This window comes from Nonomuraea sp. H19 (assembly GCF_052068215.1).
Classification (GTDB): Bacteria; Actinomycetota; Actinomycetes; order Streptosporangiales; family Streptosporangiaceae; genus Nonomuraea.
This window is the reverse complement of record NZ_JBQHCV010000011.1, coordinates 117,893-139,135: the sequence shown is the minus strand read 5'-3', so window position 1 is coordinate 139,135 and position 21,243 is coordinate 117,893. Positions and strand designations below refer to the sequence as shown.

Genomic DNA, 21,243 nt, shown 5'->3' with positions numbered 1-21,243 from the left:
CTCAGCCGGGCTTACGGGAGCACCGAGCGCACGGCATCCTCAGTCCGGCCGACCACGGTGGATCCGTCGTCAGCGGTGATGATCGGTCGCTGGATCAGGATCGGATGCCGGGCAAGCGCGGTAATCCAGCGGTCCCGGGAACGCGCGTCGCGGGGCCAGCCGTCCATTCCGAGTTCGGCCGCCGCCTTCTCACCGGTCCTGGTGATGTCCCACGGCTCCAGGCCCAGCCTGCCGAGGACGTCGCGGAGCTCGCCCTCGGCAGGAGGATCTTCGAGGTAGCGCCGCACGGTGTACGAAGCGGACTCGGCGTCCAGGATCGACAGCGCCGAGCGGCACTTGGAGCAGTCGGGGTTGATCCAGATTTCCATGCCTCTGATGGTGGACCACGATCCGGACCACTCTCGACATGCGGCCGCTAGACGAGCGCCTCGGCCAGTAACACCACACCGAAGATCGCGAACGCCGCCGCGGCGCCGTACCGGATGACCTTCTCCGGCAGGTGCCTGCCCAGCAGGCGGCCCACGAGGATGGCCAGAGCGTCGGCCGCGACCATGCCGACCGTCGAGCCGATCCAGGTGCCGACCCAGCCGTGCTGCGTCGCCAGCGTGATGGTGGCCAGCATCGTCTTGTCGCCCAGCTCGCTCAGGAAGAAGGCCGTGGTCACCGCGATCAGAGCGCTCCTGGTGACGCGCTCGGCCTTGCGTGACTCCTCCTCGGTCAGCTCGTCCCCGCGCAGCGTCCATGCGGCGAATCCGAGAAAGGCCAGCCCGGCCACGATCGAGATCGCCGTCGTCGGCAGTGCGTCACCGATCAGGCCGCCCGCGGCCACGCTGAGCAGATGCACGACCGTCGTGGCGATCGTGATGCCCAGGAGCACGGGCCAGACCTTGAAACGGGTGGCGAAGGTCATCGCCATGAGCTGGCTCTTGTCGCCGAGCTCTGCCACGAAAATGACACCGAGACTGATCCAGAACGCTTGCAACGGTCCTCTTCCGCGCGACCGGACCGCAAGCAGGAACCCGGGGAGCTTTCGGGCATGGCTTCGGCCCGGCAGCGACTTTGTCAGATGGCTGCCAGGCCGAAGGTCTCGTCCGCCCGTCAAGGCCCGCGTGACCGGGCGCGCAAGCACGCCAGTATGTCGATCACGCGATTGGGACTACTCCCCTTCGGTATTCCAATCCACCATAACAGCCTGGACCGGGCACGTGTTCCGGGAGCGCCGCGCCATGGGCCGGCCGGAGGTCGCGACGGGGTCTAGTCGTCGAGGGCGCAGCCGACCAGTACGGGCTCGTTGACCAGCGTGACGCCGAACTTCTCGCGGACCCCGTCGCGCACCTCCCGCGCCAGCGCCAGCAGGTCGGCCGTGGCGGCGGCGCCTGTGGGGTTGGTCAGGGCGAGGGTGTGTTTGGTCGAGATGCGTACGGGTCCGCGTTCGTACCCCTTCGGGAAGCCCGCCTGTTCGATCAACCACGCAGCGGGCACCTTGAGGGACCCGTCGGGCATCTCCCAGCGCGGGTGATCGGGAGCCCGGTGCGCCAGCTCCGCCGCCTCCTCGGCCGTGAGGATCGGGTTGGTGAAGAACGAGCCGGCGCTACGCGTGTCGGGATCGTCCGGATCGAGCACCATGCCCTTGCCGCGCCGCAGCCCCAGGACGGCCTCACGGGCCTGCGCCAGCGGCACGCGGCCACCGAGCTCGGCCCCCAGCCTTCCGGCCAGCTCCTGGTACGCCACCGGCCCCGACATATCGGAAACGTCCAGCGCGTACGTCACCGCCAGCACCACATACCGCGCCAGATCATGCTTGAAAGCGCTGCTCCGGTAGGAGAACCCACACTGCCGCGCCTCCACGTCGACCACGTGCCTGGTGCGGCGATCGTAGGCCCGGACGCACCTGATCGTCTGGGCGACCTCCTGGCCGTAAGCGCCGACGTTCTGGATGGGCGTCGAGCCGACCTGCCCGGGAATGCCGGACATGCACTCGATGCCCGCCCAGCCCTCCGCGACCGCGCGCGCGACCAGGGGGTCCCAGTCCTCGCCCGCCTCGACCGTGACCAGCACCTCGTCGCCGTCCCGCGAGACGGCCACACCCCGGGTCGCGACTTTGACGACGAGCCCGTCGAACCCCTCGTCGGCCACCACGACGTTGCTGCCCCCGCCGAGCAGCAGCGTCGGGACCGCATTGCTGTCAGCCTCGGCGATCAAGGACACGAGCTGCTCCGCCGTGGTCGCTTCGGCGAATTCGCGGGCGGGCCCGCCCAGGCGCAGCGTGGTATACGGCGCGAGCATTTCCATGGGCAACAAGCTTATGAGGCGTGCAGCATGCGAAGCACCCCGTCATAGTTGTGCCGCGACTCGCGTTCCTGATAGCCGGGTGAGACCTCATGGGCGCTCAGCCGTTCCACCGGCAGCGACCCATCGGGCACCACCAGCTCGCCGCGCAGGCCGAGCGAGAGCTCCAGATCGGCGTTGCGGCCGTAGTTGGCGTCCTCGGGAAGCGCGCCGAGCGCCGCCGACCTGCGCACCGCCATGAGCTCGCCGGTCAGTGCCCGTACCCGGCCCGGCCCCGCCGGGCGCCCGTCGGACGGCTCCATGCCCCTCCACCCGGCGGCGACCGCTCCTTCCGCGATGGCCGCGACCAGCGGCGTCAGCGCGTCGCCGCGCAGCGCGATGGACGTGTCCATCAGCACGTGCACGTCCGACTCGTCCAGCCGCAGCAGCTTGGTACGGCTCTCGCCCCACGTCGCCGTGCCCTCTCGCCAATGCGGCGCCTCGGCCACGTGCCAGACCGTGATCCGCTCCGGATACCGCTCCGCCAGGTCGGCCAGCACGTCACCGGCACCGTCGATGTTGCCCAGGTCGAGCGCGAGCACCGTCGCGTCGGTGTGGTCCATCACCGACTGCACGCAGTCGCGTACGTCGCCCGGCCAGCCGTCGACGAGCAGGCCGACTGCGGCGGTGACGTCCCTGGTCTCGACGCGCTGCCGCTCGACGTTCACGCCGGCGTCGTCGAGGCGGTTCGTGGCCAGGGAGGCGTCCCACACGCGCTGGGCGTGCAGCATGCTGTCGCCCGGGTCGCCGCGCTGGTGGGGGTCCCCGGAGAAGCCCAGCTCGGCGGCGGGGTTGGCGCGCGCGTGCGCGCCCTGCGGCTTGGCCCCCGCCGTGCCGACCCCGGTCGCCATGCCGTCCTCGCGAGCCGGCCTCGCCGCACCGCCCGTGCCCGCACCGGTTGCCGCGCCGCCCGTCGTGTCACGTCCCGTCCCCGAGGTGCCCGCCACCTGCTCCAGCCGAGCCGGCCGCAGATGCCCTGGAGGCTTGGCATCCGTCACGGCGGAAACGGGGATCGACCGTACCGTGGGCCATAGCTGTCGCGCATTCATACGCACACGGGTACCCGAGCCGCTCGACATATCACCACATATAAGGACCCGTCGGCGGCCGGCGTAGTCAGGACAGCTGAACCACCGCCCGCGCCTTGGACAGCACCTTCGCCTCGTCCGACCTGGCCGTCAACGCGACGACCACCCGCTTGTCCTCGAGCTTCTCCTCCACGACCCCGCTGACCGTGATCGTGGCACCCTGATCGTCATCGGGCACGACCACCATCGACGAGAACCGCACCCCGAAGTCGACCACCGCTCCGGGATCTCCCGCCCAGTCCGTGACGAACCGCCCGGCCTGCGCCATGGTGTACATCCCATGCGCGATCACATCGGGCAACCCGACCATCTTGGCGAACCGCTCGTTCCAGTGGATCTGGTTGAAGTCCCCGGAGGCCCCGGCGTACTTCACCAGGTCGATCCTGCGCACGTTGTAGTCCACGGCCGGGATCTCCTGCCCGACCTCGACCTCGTCGTATTTCACCGTGGCGGCCATCAGCCTGCCCCTCCGCGCTCGACGATCGTGTTGTAGGTGACACAGACCGGCTCGCCCGCGACGGTCGTGACGTCGTTGCGTACCGTCAGCAGTTCGTTGCGCCCGGCGGTGCGGATGTCGGTGATCGTCGCGGTCGAGATCAGCTCGTCGCCGGCGTAGATCGGGCGCACGTACTCGAAGCGCTGCTCGCCATGGACCACCATGGCGAAGTTCAGACCCAGCTCGGGATCGAGCAGCGCCTCACCGCCGCTCTCCAGACCGAACACGATGGGGAAGGTGGGCGGCGCGATCACATCGGGGTAGCCGGCCGCCTGGGCGGCCTCCTTGTCGCGGTAGACCGGGTTGCTGTCACCGATCGCGGCCGCGAACTCTTTGATCTTCACGCGGCTGACCTCGTAGGGGGCGCCGGGCGGGTAGGTCCTGCCCACAAAGTCACGGTTCAAGGCCATCAATGCTCCCTCGCATCTCGTGCTGGGGCCGACGCTAACAGAGCAACGTTCGGCTGTCCGCAGTGATGGTCATCTTTTTGCGCGCCTGCTTTTCCGCCCCGGCCGAGGTGCCGGATTCACCACGCGACCGGCCGAGCGTGCGCTCCGTAACGGCGGTGCGCCACTGACCGGTCAGCGGCCGTTTCCTGGACAGACGCAAGCCGGCGTCGGCGGGTGGCAGGCCACGGCAACGCGTAAAAGTGAAAACACAGGGGGACACGACTAACCGGCGCCCAAACGAGGGACGCCGGTTATGTGATGAGGAGGGGTGAAGAAGCTACCCGGAGAGCTATCGCGTCTCGCGGTGCGCGCGGTGGCAGCGGCAGTTGGGGCAGTACTTCTTCAGCTCAAGCCGATCCGGGTCGTTGCGCCGGTTCTTCCGCGTGATGTAGTTGCGGTGCTTGCACTCCTGGCAGGCCAGCGTGATCTTCGGCCTAACGTCGGTGGCAGCCACTTGGGAGTGCCTTTCTACGTTCGGGACATGGACATGCCCGTACCCAGGCCGTTGACCTGGGGTGGGGCAGTAGCGGAGGCCGGACTTGAACCGGCGACACAACGATTATGAGCCGTTTGCTCTGCCTGACTGAGCTACTCCGCCTTTGAGCCGGTAATGACCCGGCCAGTAGAGGATACCCGAAGCTGGGAGCACATTCGTAACTCACCTGCTCGGGTGGGGTGCCATCATTATGCCTCAGGAACCCCCGCCCCCTGAAATCGAAACAGCCGATGAGCCTAGCAGCGATCGGCCCCGGCCGCCAACGGCGGCGCCGCACAGGCCCCCCACCTGCGCGGAAAGACGGGAGAAGGTGGTCACTCGCCGGTCGCGCCGTCGATTCGCTGGCGGAGCAGGTCGGCATGGCCGTTGTGGCGGGCGTACTCCTCGATCACGTGCAGCAGCACCCACCGGACCGTCACCGCCGATCCGTCGCCACGCGTGCCGGTGTCATCCGGGGAGCGCCCGGCGATGATCTCCCGTGACTGCTCGACGGTCCGCCGCCACATGTCCAACGACTCCTCCACGGCGGCGGCATCGACGTCGTCGAAGTCTCCGTCGGGGTTGGCGTCGCTGAAGTACAGCGGGGGAAGCCCCAGGCCGCCGACAGCGTTGCCGAACCAGCCGCGCTCGACCTCGGTGAGATGGCGTACGAGCCCGAGCAGCGAGAGCGTCGACGGGGGCACCGCGCGTTCGCGAAGGTCGTCGTCGCTCAGGCCGGAGCACTTGAGTGCCAGCGTGGCGCGGTGGAAGTCGAGGTAGGCGGCCAACGTCGCAGTCTCTCCCGCCACTTGAGGCGGTGTCTCGCGATCCATGTGAGCGATCCTTCAGTTGTGGGGTTCGTGGGCATGGACACTGGGCGGCTCGGTCAGCTGGAAATCCCAGATGACCATCGCCGGCAGGCCGGCGTCGGCCGCTCGCGCCGCCTCGGGCACCAGGTCGGCCAGGGACCACGGCCATAGGTGCCAGGGGCCCGGCGTTGCCGACGGCGGCTGGGGTAGTTCCACCGTCGGCATGAGGGGTTCCTCGCAGCGCCGCACCTGCAGCCCCGCTCGGATGGCGGCCCGTACGTAATCCCCGATCAGGTGGCGGTAGGTGGCCACCCGTGCCGGTTGCCCGTCGAGCCGGCGTACGGGCGGGATCACACCTCGCTCCACCCTTGATGGGTGAATGTCGGAGATCACCACGTGTCCGCCCGGGCGCAGCACCCGGGCGAACTCGGCCAGCACCGGATCGAGCGCGGGAACGTGCGCCAGCGCCAGAGAGCAGACGACCAGGTCCACGGCGTCGTCGGGCAGCGGCAGGCGATGCAGGTCGCCGAGGTGGAACTCGCCGTCCGGCACCCGTCGGCGGGCCCGCGTCAGCATGTCGGGCGAGCTGTCCACACCGCGGACCCGGTGGCCGCACCCCGCCAGGAGCGCCGCCAGCCGGCCGGTCCCGCAGGCGGCGTCCAGGGCGTCACCCACCGGCAACGCGTCGACGATCTCCGCGACGATGGGCCCGTCGATGTCGAACGCCGAGTTGGGACCGTCGTACGTCTCCGACCAGATCCGATAGCCCTCGACCGTGTCCACGCGGGCGACCTCCACCGCCGCGTTCGCCAGCGACTCGTCTTCGAGCAGCTTGCGGATCTCGGCGATGCGCGCCTCGACGAACTCGCGGCCGTACTCCCCGGTAAAGGACCGCAACAAGGCGATGCCTTCGACGCCGAGCGCGTAGGCCAGCGGGTTCTCGTGGATCATCGGTGTCACGCTAACGACACACCGGCAGGAACGCCATCGAATTAGCCCCCCGCAAGCGGCTCAGACCCGGATGCCTGCCTTCCGCCACACCTTGAGCAGCCTGCGGGCCGACCCTCCGATGGGGCCTACCGCCTCGTAGAGCACCTCGCGCGAGGCCGGCTTGGCCTGCGTCACGGCGGTCACCGCTTCGTCCGCATCGGTGATCGTGTGCGAGCAGACGCTCACCAGGTAGCCGGGGATCTGCAGGCGCGGGTCCGTACATCCCACCAGGGGCACGCCGACGGCGGCGACGACGGGGAAGACCGTGCCCGGGATGCCGATGGCGGCCTCGGCCCGGGCCGACGCCTGGACTGTCGGGACGGAGCTGATCTCGTACCGCTCCCACAGCGAGCGATCTTCCCGCGGGTGCAACCCGACCAGGATGTGCTTACCGGCCTGCGCGAGCCGCTCGGCGGCGGCCAGGAGCAGTTCGGTGCCCGGAGCCGAGCCGCCGGTTTGGCTGGATTTGGTCACGCTCGTGACCACCAGGACCGTGCCGGGCTCGGGAGCGTACCGGGGCAGGGCATCGGTTTGCGGGGAGCCCACGACCGTGATCGGATGGCGCGTGCCCAGGTAGTCGTCGAACACCTTCGCCTCGGCGGGCGAGGACGCCGTGATCGCCCTCAGCCGCCCCCGGAACTCCGCCGCACGGGGCGCCTCGACGGGAAGCTGGTACGCCAGAGAGCTGGCGATCATCGGCAGGCGGGGCAGCCGCGCAGCGCAGTCCGCCGGCCAGTCGCCCGCGCCCGTCACCACGAGCAGATCGGCTTCGGAAATGCGGTCCGGAGTCGCCACCGGGACCGGGTCACCTGGCTTGATCCCGGACAGATCGGGCACCAGTTGGACCACTTCCCATCCGAGGCGCCGCGCCTCGGAAAGCAGCGGGGCGACGTGGTAGGTGCCCCATGGCTCATTCGTGGCGATCAGTACGCGGGGCGCTCTCGGCCGATCCGCGGCCCGGGCGGCGGTGCCGCCCAGAACGGTGAGGCCCGCCGCGGAGAGCGCGCCGCCGAGCAAGGAACGCCGGGTGACAAGCGATCTGTCATCAAATTTCATGAGATCAGAACCTATGGGGCCGTTGCTACCCGCTTATGAACAGTGGGCGTCGCCCTGACAAATGAGCTGACCGCCCCGTGGTGCGTGTCATGTCCGGTCTTCAGCGGGGAAGTTCGGCGGCGGGCGTGGCGCGCATCAGGTGCGGGTGCAGCAGCTTCGCCCGCCGCTCAGGGATCCCGCCGGCGAGGGCGGCGTCCGTGAGCGCGGCCCTGAGCCATTCGAGGTCCACGGGGTGACCGTCGGCCCGCCTGATCAGCGGCTCTCCAGCGGGGCGGCTCGAGCACAGCGTACGCAGTAAGGGGCGGGCCAGCGCGGGGACCGGGAAGGCGACGATGTCGTCCCGGTCGTGATGCACGGTGATGATGGCGGGCCAGCCACCCACGATGTGCAGGTCCTGGGCGGTCAGGCCGGCCAGCGCCTCCGATGAGGTGCCGGTGGCGTCCAGCAGCGCGACGGCGGCCGCCTCGGCCGGTCGCCCCTCGGCGGCCAGGCGGGCGATGCCCTGCCGGAGCAGCCGCCGTTCCTCCCGGGTGAGCGCGCGCCCGTTCTTGGCCGCCTGCGAGGCGGCGAGCCGGTCGTGCCGTACGACGCCGCATCGCCCGGCGAAGGCATAGAAGGAGGACAGAACTGCGCGTTTCTTGGCCACCGTCGCCGGCGCCAGGGGCTTGCCCGGCGAGCGCCCGCCTTTGAGGCCGCCGGTAAGCGCGGCATAGCAGTAGGCGTCCAGATGGGCGCCGGTGACCGCGAGCGGCTCCAGCGCCGGCTCGATGGTGTGGAGCCAGCGCAGGAACGAGGCCAGGACCTGCAGGCTGGTCTGCCGCGCGAGCACGGAGGGCCTGTCGTGCAACCAGGCGAGCACCGTACGCCGGGTCAGCAGATCCAGGGCGTCGACCACCTCGACGTCGGCCCCAGGCACCTCGCCCCCGTCGCGGGGACGGCGGCGCGGCCGCAAACCGGCGAGCTGCCCGACACTGGTCACGTCCGGGGCGAACGGCGGGTTCTCGCGTTGATCCACACTCCGATCCGCGGCGCCCGGTTCCCAGGGGATCGGCCTCGTGTCCTGCTCGCCGCGCATGCTCAGCACGCGACCGGGACAGCGCGCGGCAGGAGACTGGTGAGCACCTGCGAACGCGACATGAGCATCACGAGGGTAGCCGTCGCGGAGGCGTGGAGACCGCGACGGGCCGAACCTGGCAGACCGATCATGCTCGATCTTCTCATGGAGCACCGGTTCTGCTCCTCCCAAGGTTTCGCTTCCCAGCGGTGCGCGCCAGAGGAACATCTCCAGCACGACGATGTAGACGTGCAGCAGCGCCTCCGCAGATGGGGGCGCCAAGCTTGGCGATCTTCTCGAACAGCCCAAAACTAGACATCCTCCCGCACGCCGACCGCTCGAGCCGGCGGGACCCGACGACACTGCTGCCATGAACGTGCGTGACACGAACGGATACCCAGAGCGGGCCGAGTTCGCGGGAGCCGTGTACGGTTCGCTGCTGGCCGCCTCCGTGGTGGCCGGCAGCGCGGTGGACGGCACGCCGCTCTCGGCGGGGGACCTCGTGGTCGTGTTGCTCTCCACGGGTGTGGTGTTCTGGCTCGCCCACGTCTACGCCAGGGTCGTGAGCCGTGGAACCCATCCCCTGACCTGGCGGCGACTGCGCGTAGCCGGCCGGCAGGAGTGGCCGGTCGCCCAGGCCTCGTTCCCACCCGCCGCAGCCGCCGCCTTCGCCTCGGTCCTGGGCATGTCCGACGTAATAGCCACCTGGGCGGCAATGATCGTCGCGGTGGCGAACCAGGTCGCCTGGGCCGTCGCGGCCGCCGTCACGGCGCGTTCCTCCGTGCGGGTCGTGATCGTTTTCGCGGTTGCCAACCTCGTACTGGGGCTGGCAATCATCGCGCTCAAGTACCTGGTGGCGCGCCATTGACCGGCGGCACTCACCATTCCAGGCACCGGCCGGAAAATAGCGAAACCCAGCGGCAAGAGGCGCCCGCGGCCTGCTCGTGAATTATCGAGAAACTTGAAGATGGCTTGACCCGGCACGCTGCGTAACCTACGCGCACTGCGGAATAAATGCTGAGGAAATCGCCAAAACCGAAGGAGCCGAGGGCCCTTGGGGATCTTCAGGTATGCGACTCCAAATGCGGCGGCCCTTGGCCCGACGGCCGAACAGCGGGAGCTTACTTATGTTTCGAACTCGTGCAGGCAATGAATACTGAGCCGATGGAGCGGGCCCGAAGCACGGAAAGGAAATATAAACATGGCTGACCAAGAAGATCGGCATGACGAGAGCCAACTCGGAAAGGAAGATTATCATCTTCTTTTGGAAGCGGTTCGCCTCGTTCCGGGACTCGAGACTGCGGCACAGTTCACCAAGCTGGCGATGCGGAAGCTCACTTTCCCCCTGAACTCTCCCGAAGATTTGCGCCCGCTGTTCGATGGTGTAGAAGGAACCCTCCCCGGCGCCAAGCAGGAGATTCCACTATCGCATCTGTACAAGTACCTCCCCTCCCAAATGTTCCCGATCACCAGTTCCACGGATCTGATCGGGGTCGCGCTCAAACCGCGCCCTCTCAAGGAGCCAGCCGAGACCGACGGCGGCACGACGGACGGTTCGACCGAGTCCATCCAGTCCAACGTCGTCAAGGCGTACGCAGAGCCCCTCGAGCAGCCGCACACCGCGGTCAAGGTCGCGGATCGCTCCGCCACGCGGGCCGACTCTGATCTCGCTCCGGTCCAGCCCTCGACCACAGAGGTCGACGAGTCCGCACCCGACGGTGCCGACGATGACGGTGACCGGATCACGCACGGCAGTCCCGACGGCACCGCTGAACAGAACAGCGTCCAGGTGGCCGTCGAGGACACCGAGCCGATCACGGCCGACGAGGCATCTGAGCCGGTTTCCGAGGAGGAGACAGACGACATGGCTTCGCAGCCGACTCTCGGGGAGGAGGCGCCCGTCGCTTCGAACGGCAACGGCACCGCGCCTTCGGCGCCCGAGCAGGAGACGTCTTCCGCATCCGAGCAGGAGACGTCTTACGCTCCGGAGCACGAAACCTCTTCCGAGCAGGGCGGCGACGCTGCCGAGTCGGTGCGGGAACCGTCCCATGCGCGCCACGAGTCGGCCCCACGGCCAAGCTTCAGCGCTGCCTCCCGGCGGAAAGCGCCTGGCCCCGACGGTCTCGACGCCGTATCGCTGCTCGGGAACCGCCGCAACGTGCCCAGCCATGGCTGGCGCAAACTGATCTACAAAATGTCAGGGGGGTTGATCAAGCCGCGTGAGTCCCTCGAGATGCGTCGTCACCGTGAGTTGGTCGCCCGCGCCCGTACCCCGGCCGCCAAGGGACACCACCGCGTCGCCGTGCTCAGCCTCAAGGGCGGTGTAGGGAAGACCACGACCACGGCCTGCCTCGGCGCCACCCTTGCCGAGGTCCGCGGCGACCGGGTCATCGCCATCGACGCGAATCCCGACCGCGGGACCCTTTCGGACAAGATCCAGCTCGAGACGGCCGCGACGGTTCGCGACCTGCTCAACGAGCGCGACCGGATCACGCGCTACGTCGACATGCGCGCCTTCACCTCGCAGGCGCCGTCCCGCCTGGAGATCCTCGCCTCCGACCGCGATCCGTCGGTGTCCGAGGCATTCACCGCGGCCGACTACGAGGCGGTGTCCGGCGTCCTCGAGAACTTCTACTCGATCTCCATCACCGACTGCGGTACCGGTCTGCTCCACTCGGCCATGTCCGGTGTCCTCAACCTCGCCGACCAGCTCGTCCTGGTCACCTCTCCGGCCGTGGACTGCGCCCGCGCCACCTCCGCGACGCTGGACTGGCTGGTGACCCATCACCACGAGAAGCTGGTCCGCTCCGCCACAGTGGTGCTGTGCAATGTCCGTCCCCGGGCGAAGTCGCCCGTGGACCTCGACCAGTTGGAGGCCCACTTCGCGGCCCGCTGCCGCGCCGTGATCCGCGTGCCCTACGATCTCCACCTCGAAGAGGGCGCGGAGATCGACCTCGAAAGGCTGCAGCCCCGGACCCGGGATTCGTTCCTCCTCCTGGCTGCCTCCGTGGGTGACGGCTTCGCCGGTTCGCAATCCTGAATGCGGTACGGCCGGCGTCGGCTCTCTCAGGTCAACCGGGGAGTCCCTTGATCACAAGGGGCTCCCTGGGCCGTTTCATCCGAGAGAGGATGCCCGTCACAGGATCAGGTTGATGACGATCGTCAGCACGATCGACAGCAGGATCGATATGACGATCATCGTCAGGCAGCCCATCCAGCCGCCGAGGACCCTGACGTCCCAGTTGCCGAACCTCATGAGCGGCGCCTACCCCCAGGAGGGAGTCCCAGGGGCGCCGTGGCGGAGATTTGACGGGCGAGGCCGATACGAGAAAAGCCCGGCTCCAAATCTATGGAGTCGGGCGTTAGACCTGCTCAAGCTAAGAGCCCCCAAACGGAATCGAACCGTTGACCTTCTCCTTACCATGGAGACGCTCTGCCGACTGAGCTATAGGGGCCTGTCCGTTGCTGCGGACAGGTGTAACCATACACGGCACTCAACGATGATGCGAACTCGTTCCGGCCCTTTCGATCTTCTCCGTGTCGCGCCGCGCGGGGAGCCCGATCACCTCGCACAGATCGGCCAGATCGACGTGCCTGGCCACCTCCGCGACGGAGGAACAGTCGGCGATCAACCATCCGTGCCTGCGCACCCGCAGCACCTGCCGCCCGCCCCGCACAGCGCCCACGACCTCGTAGCCGTCGAGGCCCACCCATCGCCTTTCCATAGCGGCACACAGTAGCCTTCGGGTCTCTCAATTTTCGCCACGCCACAGGCGTTACAGGCCATACCGGATCGGTAGGTGTTCACAGCCGGTAGAAGCCCGCGAGGTCCTTCAACCGGGCGATGTCGTCCACGCGCACCACTGCCCCGGTCTCGGGCGCGTTCATCATCTTGCCGTTCCCCAGGTAGATGCCCACGTGATGGGTCTTGACGGCCTTCTTTGTGATCTTTCCGAAGAACACCAGATCGCCGGGTAAGGGTGCCGAATCGACCCTGCGCATCCGCCGTACGTGATCGTTGGTGTTCCCTGGTCCCAGCACGTCGGTTCCGTGCGCCAGCGCGTACACCCATCTGGCCAACCCCGAGCAGTCGAGCCCGCGTGTCCTGGCGGCCGGGCAGGGCTTGATCCGGCCGTGATAGCCCTTGCAGGTGCCCTTCGACGGCCCCGGTTCGGCCGCGTGGCCGCCGCCCCACGAGTACGCGATGCCGCGCTGCTCGACCTCATACGCGATCCGGACGATGAGCGGCAGCATCCGCGTCTCGAGCGGTATGGAAGCCGTGGCGACCAGCAGGATCAGCGCTGCCGCCACGGCTAACCGCCGCTTCATCCCGTTGCCCCCTCGAACGTCTGGGCCCTGGGATTTATCCTGCCTTATCCGGCTTTGAGGGTGAGTTTCACCGAGCCGACAGTGACCTTCACGCCGACCGTGCCCCTCGTCTTGCTGGGCTTGGTGGTGAACGTGTACGTCATTTTCTTCCCGCGCGCCAGCTCCCCGATCGTGCAGAGCACCGCGGTGCCGCTGAACTTGCACCCGGGCGCCTTGACCACCCGCTGCCCGCCGAACGCCCGCCCGGAGACCTTGACGTTCGTCACGGGGTGAGGGCCGGTGTTCGAGACGGTGACGGTGTAGGTCTTCCTGCTCTTGGCCGCGCCCGAGACCGACACCTCGGCCGGCGGGTTGGCCAGCGACTTGAGCTCGGCCTCCGAGCCGTTGAACGCGTTCCCGCCCCCGACCAGCGGCCCCTTGTCCGCCGACTGCCAGAACGTGTGCTTCTCCCAGCTCTTCGGCAGCTCTCCCGGATCGCTGCCCCAGCGGGCTATCCAAAGCGGGTTGGACTTGAACTTGTCCGAGTTTCCGGTGCAGGTCTGCCACCAGCTCGTGGTGGTGTAGATGATCGCGTGCCGGCCGGTCCGCTGGCGGTACCGCTTCGTGAAGTCCTTGATCCAGGTGACCATGTCTTCAGTGGACAGGTCGTAACAAGAGTTCTTGCCGTTCTTGTCCTTGTACGGGTTGTCCTCGACATCCAGCACTCCCGGCAGGGTCTGGCCGTCGCTGATCCAGTTGCCGCCGTTCTGCACGAAATACTCGGCCTGTGCTGCCCCGTCAGATTCGTGTGGTTGCGCGAAGTGATATGCCCCGCGAACCAGCCCGGCAGCCGCAGCGCCGCCATGCTGGGCGTCAAAACGTGGGTTGCGGTAGTTCGTTCCCTCGGTGGCCTGGACGAACGCGAACTTCCCGCCCCCTGAGGCCACGCCTTCCCAGTCGATGTCGCCGGTCCAGTTACTGACATCGACACCCGGGACACCGTCGGCCGCCTCGGCCACTCCGCCCATCCCGACAAGCGCGATTAACGAAAATAACAACAGACGTTTCACGACCGAGATCATTGCGGAGCCTCACGCAATTCCGCAAGTCCCGAAATATCCACCGATTTCGTGGTATCCAGTCAAAAGACCGACCCAGTCTCAACGGCTCCGCCGTCGCCACCCACTCCCGCCGGCGCGCGTCCCCGCCCGCGCGTCCTCTCCCACCTGTATCCCCGCCCGCGCGAGCCCCCGCGACGACGACCGGCCGCAGCGGCGCCGGCCACGGACTCTCCAGCACCGCACCGCGCCCGGCCCTGGCCGGCAGCGTCCACAGGCTCTCCCCCGCCGCCGCGCCCAGCGTGCGGGGCCTTCGCGAAACGGCCTACCGAAATTTCTTACTAATGCCCGAGAAACCGCACTTCAGAACCCCAAAAATCGCCATCGTCAACTGTCGCTGGAAACGATGTTTCCGCAGGTGGGGGCGGTTCATGAACGTCACATTCGCGTTTGCCAAACCCCGTTTTTCCTGGCCAAACTGAACTCGATCCTCAATCGAGCCCCTGACCTGGGGTTTCTTCGCCATGCCCGCAGGAGCCACCATGATCCACGCCCGGGCGCTCACCCGAGTGTTCACCATCAAAAAGGAGACCGTCGAGGCCGTCCGCGGCATCGACCTCGACGTCGAAGCCGGCCAGCTCGTGGCCTTCCTGGGCCCCAACGGCGCGGGCAAGTCCACCACCCTGCGCATGCTCACGACCCTCCTGCCGCCCACCTCCGGCACCGCCTTGGTGGCGGGCCACGACGTGGCCAGGAACCCGGCAGGCGTACGCGCCCGCATCGGCTACGTCGGCCAGCGCAACAGCGCGGGCGAGAACTTCCTGGTCCGCGACGAGCTGGTCACCCAGGGCCGGTGCTATGGCCTGCACGCCAAGGAGGCGGCGGCCCGCGCCGACGAACTACTCGAGCTGCTGGACCTGAAACCGCTGGCCAAGCGGGCGCCCGGCAACCTCTCAGGCGGCCAGCGCCGCCGTCTCGACATCGCCCTCGGCCTCGTACACCGCCCCGACCTGCTGTTCCTCGACGAGCCCTCGACCGGCCTGGATCCGAAGAGCCGCGCCGAGATCTGGGCGCACATCCTCCGGCTGCGGGAGACGTACGGGACGACACTGTTCCTCACCACCCACTACCTGGAGGAAGCCGACAGCATGGCCGAGCGGGTGGTGATCATCGACAACGGGGAGATCATCGCCGACGGCACCTCCGAGCAGCTCAAGAACGACCTCGCCGGCGACCACATCATGATCACCACCGGCACGGAGGAGCAGGCGCGCGGAGCCGCTGAGATCGGCGACGGGACCGCGACGGGCACGACCGTGCGCCTGCGGGTCTCCAACGCCGCCGCCGCGCTGCCCGACTACCTCAGGATCCTGGACGGCGCCGGCATCAAGGTCGCCACCGCCGAAACCGCCCGCCCCACCCTCGATGACGTGTTCCTCGCTCTTACCGGAAGAAGCCTCGCCGATGACGACATTCCTGCGTGACACCGCCACCGTTTTCTCCCGGGAGTTCAAACCCGCCCTGCGCAATCCCGTCGAGCTGATCTTCGAGATGGGACAGCCGCTGCTGTTCCTGTTCCTGTTCGGGGCACTGCTGGACGGGGCGGTCGGCTCGTCGTGGCAGTGGTTCGTGCCCGGGATCCTCGTCATGATGTGCCTGACCGGCCCCATGGGGGCCGGCTACACGCTGCTCGTGGAGCTGATCGGCGGTTCGATGGAGCGCATGCTGGTCACGCCGCTCAACCGGACGGCGATGCTGGTGGGCAAGGCCATGAAGACGATGATCGTGCTGCTGGTCCAGTCCGTGCTGATCGTCTTGGCGGCGCTTCCGCTGGGCTTCGAGCTGTACGCGGCGGGCGTGCTGGCGGGCCTGGCCCAGCTGGTCGTCTTCGGGGTCGGCCTGGGCGCGCTCTCGTTCGTGCTGGCCATCAAGTCGGCCCCCGCCGGCACCCTGTTCTACATCGTCAGCCAGTCGATCATGTTCCCCCTGCTGCTCCTGTCGGGCGTGCTGCTCCCGCTGGAGACCGCTCCGGGGTGGCTGCGCACGATCGGACAGTTCAACCCGGTGACGTACATCGTCGACGCCCAGCGCGCCCTCTTCGCCGGCGACCTCGCCAACCCCTCGATCCTGTACGGCACCGCGTCCGCCTGCGTGATCGCCGCGGTCGGCCTGTATATGGGCAACCGGGCGATGCGCCAGGGCGTCGTCTGATCAGGGATTGATCGCCAGGAACAAGAAGGCGGCGAACAGCACCAGGTGCACTCCGCTCTGCATGAGCGTCGCGCGGCCGGGCACGACGGTGAGCGTCGAGACGACGACCGTCAGGGTCAGCAGCACCAGGTGCGTGCCGCCGAGCCCGAGGAGCAGCGGTCCGTCGAGCCAGATCGACGCCACCGCGATGGCCGGGATGGTCAGCCCGATGCTGGCCATCGCCGACCCCAGCGCCAGGTTGAGGCTGATCTGCACCTGGTCGCGCCGGGCCGCGCGGACGGCGGCGATGGTCTCGGGCAGCAGCACCAGCAGCGCGATGATGACGCCGACGACGGCGTGCGGCAACCCGGCCGACGACACCATCAGCTCGATCACCGGTGACTCCACCTTGGCCAGGCCGACCACCGCCACGAGCGCCACCAGCAGCAGCCCGAGGCTGACCAGCGCCGTGCGCCCGGAAGGCCGCGGGGCGTGCTCCTCGGCGGCGATCGACGCGCCGTCCCTGGCGACCGGCAGGAAGTAGTCGCGGTGCCGCACCGTCTGCGTGACCACGAACAAGCCGTAGAGCGCGAGCGAGACCACTGCCGCGAAGGCGAGCTGCGCGGGCGAGAACGCCGGTCCGCGCGCGCTGGTCGTGAACGTGGGCAGCACCAGGCTCAGCGTGCTCAGCGTGGCCACCGTGGCCAGGGCCTTGCCCGTCCCCTCGGCGTTGAACTCCGCGATCCGCCGCTTCAGCGTGACGGTGAGCAGTGACAACCCCACGATCCCGTTGCAGGTGATCATCACCGCCGCGAACACCGTGTCGCGGGCCAGCGTTCCCGTCTGCTCGCCTCCGGAGATCATGAGGCTGACGATGAGCGCCACCTCGATCACCGTCACCGCGACGGCCAGCACCAGGGAGCCGAACGGCTCCCCCACGCGATGCGCGATCACCTCGGCGTGGTGCACGGCGGCCAGCACCGCGCCGGCCAGCAGCAGGGCCAGGATGATCGCCGGCGCGGCCGGGAGCTCGCGGCCCCAGGAGAAGGCCAGCCCGGCCATCGCCAGTACGGGAAGGGATACTTGCCATGACGTCAAAGCGTTACGGATCATATACAGGGTGCTGCCTCATCCTTCACTGGATGACAAGGTCTTCTTGAGTGGACAACAAGGGCTTCACCCTTGATCATGCCTTGACATCCCTTTTAGGCGCGAATGAGAGTTACCTATGACGCAACTGGTCACGACGAGCACCGTGCCCTGGATCCCTGTGGCGCACCGTCTGGACGTCTTCCTCTCCCGTACCCTCCCGCCCTTGGATCGGACCACGTCGGCGTTCGTGTTCGTCTCGGACGGGCTCGGCAGGACGCTCATGACCTGCGTGGACCGGGAGGGTCGCGGCTGGGACATCCCGGGCGGCCACCTTGACCCCGGCGAGAGCGCGATCGACGCCGCAGTCCGGGAGCTCTACGAAGAAACCGGACTACGCCTGCCCGCCTCAGCCCTGTCCGTCTTCGCCTGGCAGCGCATCGAACTCCTGGACTCCCCGCCCGCCGACTACCGCTACGCGCCGTTGACGTACATGGCGATGTTCCGCGGGGTCCTGCCGGGCCCAGGCGCTCCGACGCGCCCGCCGGCCGGTTCGGAGAGCACGCACGCGGATTGGCTCCCGTACGAGGAGATCGCCCGCGTGTGCGGGGACCGTACGTGGCTCGCGCTGCTGGGCCCGCAGTAGATCGGCGCTGAAGGGGCACTGGCCTGCCACGCCCCTTACTCGATAAGATCTTGAACATCGGACGAAAACGATGGACACGCGGTCGGATACGCGCTCGCGACGATCACGCACCGCACTGAGAGCACGATCCTCCACGAGGACTCCTTCATCGTCCTCGATCAAATCGCGATCGACCCCGAAGCCACCCGCCGCGGCGCGGGAACGTCGCTCCTGGAGGCAGTCCGAGCGGCGGGCCGCGAAGCGGGATGCCGCCGTTTCATCACCGACGTCTGGGATTTCAACACCGAGGCACTGGCCTTCTATGAGGCGGCCGGGTTCGCACCGATGAAGCGATTCCTCGAACAACCGCTCTGACGAGCCGGAAGGCCGCGTCTCGACGGCAATGGTTCGGGTACAGGTCCGGACATGGGCCGCATCCTGGTGGGGACCGCTTCGTGGACCGACAAAACCCTGCTGGCGTCCGGGTGGTATCCCGACGAGGCCACGTCCGCGCAAGAGAGGCTGGCCTACTACGCGAGCCAGTTCGCGGTGGTCGAGGTGGATTCGTCCTACTACTCGCCCCCCGCGGAAAGCACGGTCTCACTCTGGCGTGACCGCACACCCGCGGGATTCACCTTCGACATCAAGGCGTTCTCGCTACTGACCCAGCATCCGACCAAGCCTGCGGCGCTGTACAAGGACCTGCGCGAACGACTCGGAGACACCAAGAAGAACCTCTACCTCCGCGACGTGGACCCACAGCTGGCCGAGCAGGTGTGGGACCGTTTCCTCGCGGCGTTGGCGCCGTTGCACGACTCGGGCAGGCTGGGAGCGATCTTCTTCCAGTTTCCGCGGTGGTTTCCGATCGGTAAGCGCAACAAGCAGTACATCCTGGATTGCAAGGCGCGCTGCGCTCCACTGCGGATCTGCGTCGAGTTCCGCAACCACACCTGGATGAGCGAGGAGAACCAGGCCGAGACGCTGGATTTCCTCACCTCGTACGGACTGCCGTACGTGAGTGTGGACATGCCGCAGGGCTACCCCGACTCCATCCCGCCCGTGCTCGCCGTCACCGCGGACCTCGCCGTGGTGCGATTTCATGGCCATTCGGCGAAATGGACCAGCAAGGACATCCACGAGCGGTTCGGCTATCTCTACAACGAGGAGGAACTGCGGGAGTGGGCGCCCAAACTACGGCGGCTGGCCGAGGACGCCGACACGACGCACATCCTCATGAACAACTGCTACCGCGACTACGCGCAGGTCAACGCCGCGCAGCTGGCCCGCCTGATCCCGCTCGAGTGACGCCCTGGAACCGCAGGCATGTCGCGCGGCGGGCGGCCCGCAGTCCCACCGCCGGCCGCCGGCCGAGATCGGTGGCGCGCCGCGCCACCGATCGACACCGTTGAGCGTGACAACCTGCCACCCACTATCCGCAGATCCTAAGGACCGGCTCTAGCGGGACTGGCCCTCCGGCGGAGGCGTGAACTGGCCGTAGCGGACGGCGCGGGTCTGGTCCCCCAGGGGCTGCTGAGCCTGGCCATGCGGGGGCGCGGCACCGTACTGACCGGCTCCGTACTGCCCATTGACGTTGTGCGGGGCCGATCCGTGCGGCGCGGCTCCGTAGCCACCGGCACCGGCGGCGTATCCGCCAGGCCCGTAGCCGCCCTGTCCGTACGCCCCGTGCGCCGGCTGCACCGGAGGCGACACCTGGGCCTGGCCCGCCGGGAGCTGCTGCCACGGAGGCGGCGGCACCGCGCCGTACCCGCCGCCGGGCGAGGGCGAGCCGTAGGGCGGCTGGGGGCGGGAGCGCCGACGTTTGCCGACGACCTTGACCACGACCGCGATGATCACGATGACGACCAGCACGCCGCCCCCGATCAGCACCCACAGCAGGATCGACTTGGGCGACTCGTCCTTGCCCGCGGAGATCGCCTGCTGGGTGTCACTGATGTACTTGGCCACGTACGGGTGGTTCGGGAACAGTGCCTGAACCTCGCGGAACTTCGGCAGCGCGTCCTCGTAGTAGTTCCGGAAGAAGTCGTTGAGCGCCTCGTTGTACCGGGTCGTCGTGAGGGCCTGGGCGGGCTTGATGTTCTTCTCGCCGAGCTTCTCCTTGATGATGCCCACCGGCAGGACGAAGCTCTCGCTCTCCGAGGCCTCTCCGGTCTCGCTCACCGTGCCGGCGATCAGCATGCCGATGACCTTGCCGTCCTTGCTGAACACCGGGCCACCAGAGTTGCCCTTGTAGGAGGGCGCCTGCGTCTGGATGTACGGCACGCCGCTCTGCGTGGTGCGCTTGGCGTTGTACGGGCCCTCGGTCAGCGCCGGCTCCAGCTTCGACTCCAGGCTGAAGAACGGCGTGTTGGTGACCAGGCCAGGGAAGCCGCTGATGTACAGCGTGTCACCGGTACGCACGTCGGAGTCGTCGCCGAGCGGCAAGGTCGGCAGGTTCTGCTGGCCGTTGACCTTGAGCAGCGCGAAGTCCTTGCCGGGGTAGCTCTCGCCCACCGACACCAGCTCGGCCGGGACCGCCTTGGCGGTCTTGTCCACGCCACCACCCGGCAGGCTCTGCATCACCGACAGGCTCTGCTTCAGGTTGCCGATCTTCATGTGGCTGGTGTTGAACGTGACGTAGATCTGCTGCGCGAGCTTGAGGATCTCCTCGTCGTTGCTGAGGTCACCCAGGCCGCTGATGATCTCCTTGGCGTCCTGCTCGTTGAACTTCTTCAGCGCCTGCTGCGCGAACAGTTGACTGAGCTCGGTCTCGCCGACCTGGACGCAGTGCGCTCCGGTGACCATGTACCCGTCAGGAGTGATCCACCAGCCGGTGCACATGCCGCCGACCTCGGCCTCGACCGTACGCTGTGGGGTGGCCTCGGAGACGTAGGTGTCCACGTTGGCCGCGATCTCCTGGAACACCCACTTGGCGATGCTGCGCTCGTCCGAGGAGATCTTGCCGGCCGCCACGGCGGCGGCGCCCCGCTGGATGAGCTGGTTGTACGCGGCCTCGTCGATCGCGTTGGACGGCACCGAGACCGTGGCGGTGTAGGTGAAGCTGGTCAGCTGGACCGCGGGCTGGGTACGCGCGGCCAGCCACGTGCCGACAGGCACGTCGGGCCGCTCATCGGGCGCTTCGTCAGCCGCAGCCGGTAGCGCGGGCAGCATGACCGCCATGACAACCGCCGCGGCTGCGGCGATCTTCATGAACCTATTCCTAAATTTTCC

General features: G+C 68.0%; 22 protein-coding genes, 2 tRNA genes and 1 pseudogene. 7 read left to right on the top strand and 18 right to left on the bottom strand.

The annotated features are described in order from the left end of the window. Nucleotides 1-11: 11 nt before the first annotated feature. The 12 genes from ACTMTI_RS25135 to ACTMTI_RS25080 form a co-directional block, all read right to left on the bottom strand. The gene (locus tag ACTMTI_RS25135; protein ID WP_441122955.1) at nt 12-368 is read right to left on the bottom strand and encodes an arsenate reductase family protein; all 357 of its coding nucleotides are present in this window, start codon (nt 366-368) and stop codon (nt 12-14) included. A gap of 47 nt (nt 369-415) precedes the next feature. Next, complete coding sequence (locus ACTMTI_RS25130) at nt 416-982, bottom strand: TMEM165/GDT1 family protein (protein WP_441122954.1); 567 nt, start codon at nt 980-982, stop codon at nt 416-418. A 272-nt stretch (nt 983-1,254) separates the two neighbouring features. After that, nucleotides 1,255-2,292 carry a UDP-N-acetylmuramate dehydrogenase gene (locus ACTMTI_RS25125; protein ID WP_441122953.1) on the bottom strand — a complete coding sequence of 346 codons (1,038 nt, stop codon included), beginning with the start codon at nt 2,290-2,292 and terminating at the stop codon, nt 1,255-1,257. 11 nt (nt 2,293-2,303) lie between these two features. Next, nucleotides 2,304-3,326, bottom strand: a complete 1,023-nt coding sequence (locus tag ACTMTI_RS25120; protein WP_441122952.1) for a hypothetical protein — start codon at nt 3,324-3,326, stop codon at nt 2,304-2,306. Nucleotides 3,327-3,444: 118 nt separating this feature from the next. Further along, a complete protein-coding gene (locus ACTMTI_RS25115; RefSeq protein ID WP_441122951.1) occupies nt 3,445-3,873 on the bottom strand; it encodes a MaoC family dehydratase in 429 nt (142 codons plus the stop codon). Further along, entirely contained in the window at nt 3,873-4,322 is a 450-nt protein-coding gene (locus tag ACTMTI_RS25110; RefSeq protein WP_441122950.1) for a MaoC family dehydratase N-terminal domain-containing protein, read from the bottom strand. The genes ACTMTI_RS25115 and ACTMTI_RS25110 overlap by 1 nt, the downstream gene beginning before the upstream one ends. 328 nt (nt 4,323-4,650) lie before the next feature. Then, nucleotides 4,651-4,815, bottom strand: a complete 165-nt coding sequence (gene rpmG, locus ACTMTI_RS25105; RefSeq protein WP_019632658.1) for a 50S ribosomal protein L33 — start codon at nt 4,813-4,815, stop codon at nt 4,651-4,653. 70 nt (nt 4,816-4,885) lie between these two features. Beyond that, nucleotides 4,886-4,959 (bottom strand) — tRNA-Met (locus ACTMTI_RS25100). Nucleotides 4,960-5,171: 212 nt separating this feature from the next. Further along, the gene (locus ACTMTI_RS25095) at nt 5,172-5,669 is read right to left on the bottom strand and encodes a DinB family protein (protein WP_441122949.1); all 498 of its coding nucleotides are present in this window, start codon (nt 5,667-5,669) and stop codon (nt 5,172-5,174) included. Between the two features lie 12 nt (nt 5,670-5,681). Then, nucleotides 5,682-6,596 carry a methyltransferase domain-containing protein gene (locus ACTMTI_RS25090; RefSeq protein WP_441122948.1) on the bottom strand — a complete coding sequence of 305 codons (915 nt, stop codon included), beginning with the start codon at nt 6,594-6,596 and terminating at the stop codon, nt 5,682-5,684. A 60-nt stretch (nt 6,597-6,656) separates the two neighbouring features. Further along, on the bottom strand, nt 6,657-7,691 hold the full coding sequence (locus ACTMTI_RS25085; protein WP_441122947.1) for a hypothetical protein: 1,035 nt from the start codon (nt 7,689-7,691) through the stop codon (nt 6,657-6,659). A gap of 100 nt (nt 7,692-7,791) precedes the next feature. After that, complete coding sequence (locus ACTMTI_RS25080) at nt 7,792-8,706, bottom strand: hypothetical protein (protein ID WP_441122946.1); 915 nt, start codon at nt 8,704-8,706, stop codon at nt 7,792-7,794. A 409-nt stretch (nt 8,707-9,115) separates the two neighbouring features. Here ACTMTI_RS25080 and ACTMTI_RS25075 point away from each other — a divergent pair, with 409 nt between their 5' ends. Together ACTMTI_RS25075 and ACTMTI_RS25070 are read left to right on the top strand one after the other, a co-directional pair. Further along, nucleotides 9,116-9,613: a hypothetical protein gene (locus tag ACTMTI_RS25075; RefSeq protein ID WP_441122945.1), complete on the top strand. Its 498-nt coding sequence runs from the start codon at nt 9,116-9,118 to the stop codon at nt 9,611-9,613. Between the two features lie 333 nt (nt 9,614-9,946). Next, entirely contained in the window at nt 9,947-11,785 is a 1,839-nt protein-coding gene (locus ACTMTI_RS25070) for a nucleotide-binding protein (RefSeq protein WP_441122944.1), read from the top strand. A 342-nt stretch (nt 11,786-12,127) separates the two neighbouring features. On the opposite strand, the gene ACTMTI_RS25065 is transcribed toward ACTMTI_RS25070, so the two are convergent. From ACTMTI_RS25065 to ACTMTI_RS25050, 4 genes are all read right to left on the bottom strand, one after another. Next, a tRNA-Thr gene (locus ACTMTI_RS25065) sits at nt 12,128-12,200 on the bottom strand. A 39-nt stretch (nt 12,201-12,239) separates the two neighbouring features. Continuing rightward, complete coding sequence (locus ACTMTI_RS25060; RefSeq protein ID WP_441122943.1) at nt 12,240-12,470, bottom strand: transposase; 231 nt, start codon at nt 12,468-12,470, stop codon at nt 12,240-12,242. A 79-nt stretch (nt 12,471-12,549) separates the two neighbouring features. Beyond that, nucleotides 12,550-13,074, bottom strand: a complete 525-nt coding sequence (locus ACTMTI_RS25055; protein ID WP_441122942.1) for a C40 family peptidase — start codon at nt 13,072-13,074, stop codon at nt 12,550-12,552. Nucleotides 13,075-13,118: 44 nt separating this feature from the next. Beyond that, nucleotides 13,119-14,123, bottom strand: a complete 1,005-nt coding sequence (locus tag ACTMTI_RS25050) for a GH25 family lysozyme (RefSeq protein ID WP_441122941.1) — start codon at nt 14,121-14,123, stop codon at nt 13,119-13,121. Between the two features lie 530 nt (nt 14,124-14,653). Between ACTMTI_RS25050 and ACTMTI_RS25045 the strand changes: the two genes are divergently transcribed. Continuing rightward, nucleotides 14,654-15,595, top strand: a complete 942-nt coding sequence (locus ACTMTI_RS25045) for an ATP-binding cassette domain-containing protein (RefSeq protein WP_441122940.1) — start codon at nt 14,654-14,656, stop codon at nt 15,593-15,595. Then, nucleotides 15,576-16,322, top strand: coding sequence for an ABC transporter permease (locus ACTMTI_RS25040; protein WP_441122939.1), 747 nt, complete (start codon nt 15,576-15,578; stop codon nt 16,320-16,322). The genes ACTMTI_RS25045 and ACTMTI_RS25040 overlap by 20 nt, the downstream gene beginning before the upstream one ends. Here ACTMTI_RS25040 and ACTMTI_RS25035 read toward each other — a convergent pair whose 3' ends face one another. Next, the gene (locus tag ACTMTI_RS25035) at nt 16,323-17,399 is read right to left on the bottom strand and encodes a calcium:proton antiporter (RefSeq protein WP_441122938.1); all 1,077 of its coding nucleotides are present in this window, start codon (nt 17,397-17,399) and stop codon (nt 16,323-16,325) included. A 130-nt stretch (nt 17,400-17,529) separates the two neighbouring features. On the opposite strand from ACTMTI_RS25035, the gene ACTMTI_RS25030 reads away from it, so the two are divergent. From ACTMTI_RS25030 to ACTMTI_RS25020, 3 genes and pseudogenes are all read left to right on the top strand, one after another. Beyond that, nucleotides 17,530-18,036: an NUDIX hydrolase gene (locus ACTMTI_RS25030; protein WP_441122937.1), complete on the top strand. Its 507-nt coding sequence runs from the start codon at nt 17,530-17,532 to the stop codon at nt 18,034-18,036. A gap of 75 nt (nt 18,037-18,111) precedes the next feature. Continuing rightward, nucleotides 18,112-18,390: pseudogene (locus ACTMTI_RS25025) on the top strand (GNAT family N-acetyltransferase); the annotation flags it as partial. A 51-nt stretch (nt 18,391-18,441) separates the two neighbouring features. Beyond that, nucleotides 18,442-19,320 carry a DUF72 domain-containing protein gene (locus ACTMTI_RS25020; RefSeq protein WP_441122936.1) on the top strand — a complete coding sequence of 293 codons (879 nt, stop codon included), beginning with the start codon at nt 18,442-18,444 and terminating at the stop codon, nt 19,318-19,320. Nucleotides 19,321-19,470: 150 nt separating this feature from the next. Here ACTMTI_RS25020 and ACTMTI_RS25015 read toward each other — a convergent pair whose 3' ends face one another. After that, entirely contained in the window at nt 19,471-21,222 is a 1,752-nt protein-coding gene (locus ACTMTI_RS25015; RefSeq protein WP_441122935.1) for a S1 family peptidase, read from the bottom strand. Between the last annotated feature and the right edge of the window lie 21 nt (nt 21,223-21,243).

Excerpts from the sequence above, each read along its gene's own strand:
- ACTMTI_RS25135 (WP_441122955.1), bottom strand. The coding sequence starts at position 368 with ATGGAAATCTGGATCAACCCCGACTGCTCCAAGTGCCGCTCGGCGCTG.
- ACTMTI_RS25125 (WP_441122953.1), bottom strand. The coding sequence starts at position 2,292 with ATGGAAATGCTCGCGCCGTATACCACGCTGCGCCTGGGCGGGCCCGCC.
- ACTMTI_RS25115 (WP_441122951.1), bottom strand. The coding sequence starts at position 3,873 with ATGGCCGCCACGGTGAAATACGACGAGGTCGAGGTCGGGCAGGAGATC.
- ACTMTI_RS25110 (WP_441122950.1), bottom strand. The coding sequence starts at position 4,322 with ATGGCCTTGAACCGTGACTTTGTGGGCAGGACCTACCCGCCCGGCGCC.
- ACTMTI_RS25095 (WP_441122949.1), bottom strand. The coding sequence starts at position 5,669 with ATGGATCGCGAGACACCGCCTCAAGTGGCGGGAGAGACTGCGACGTTG.
- ACTMTI_RS25090 (WP_441122948.1), bottom strand. The coding sequence starts at position 6,596 with ATGATCCACGAGAACCCGCTGGCCTACGCGCTCGGCGTCGAAGGCATC.
- ACTMTI_RS25085 (WP_441122947.1), bottom strand. The coding sequence starts at position 7,691 with ATGAAATTTGATGACAGATCGCTTGTCACCCGGCGTTCCTTGCTCGGC.
- ACTMTI_RS25075 (WP_441122945.1), top strand. The coding sequence starts at position 9,116 with ATGAACGTGCGTGACACGAACGGATACCCAGAGCGGGCCGAGTTCGCG.
- ACTMTI_RS25070 (WP_441122944.1), top strand. The coding sequence starts at position 9,947 with ATGGCTGACCAAGAAGATCGGCATGACGAGAGCCAACTCGGAAAGGAA.
- ACTMTI_RS25060 (WP_441122943.1), bottom strand. The coding sequence starts at position 12,470 with ATGGAAAGGCGATGGGTGGGCCTCGACGGCTACGAGGTCGTGGGCGCT.
- ACTMTI_RS25055 (WP_441122942.1), bottom strand. The coding sequence starts at position 13,074 with ATGAAGCGGCGGTTAGCCGTGGCGGCAGCGCTGATCCTGCTGGTCGCC.
- ACTMTI_RS25045 (WP_441122940.1), top strand. The coding sequence starts at position 14,654 with ATGATCCACGCCCGGGCGCTCACCCGAGTGTTCACCATCAAAAAGGAG.
- ACTMTI_RS25040 (WP_441122939.1), top strand. The coding sequence starts at position 15,576 with ATGACGACATTCCTGCGTGACACCGCCACCGTTTTCTCCCGGGAGTTC.
- ACTMTI_RS25030 (WP_441122937.1), top strand. The coding sequence starts at position 17,530 with ATGACGCAACTGGTCACGACGAGCACCGTGCCCTGGATCCCTGTGGCG.
- ACTMTI_RS25020 (WP_441122936.1), top strand. The coding sequence starts at position 18,442 with ATGGGCCGCATCCTGGTGGGGACCGCTTCGTGGACCGACAAAACCCTG.
- ACTMTI_RS25015 (WP_441122935.1), bottom strand. The coding sequence starts at position 21,222 with ATGAAGATCGCCGCAGCCGCGGCGGTTGTCATGGCGGTCATGCTGCCC.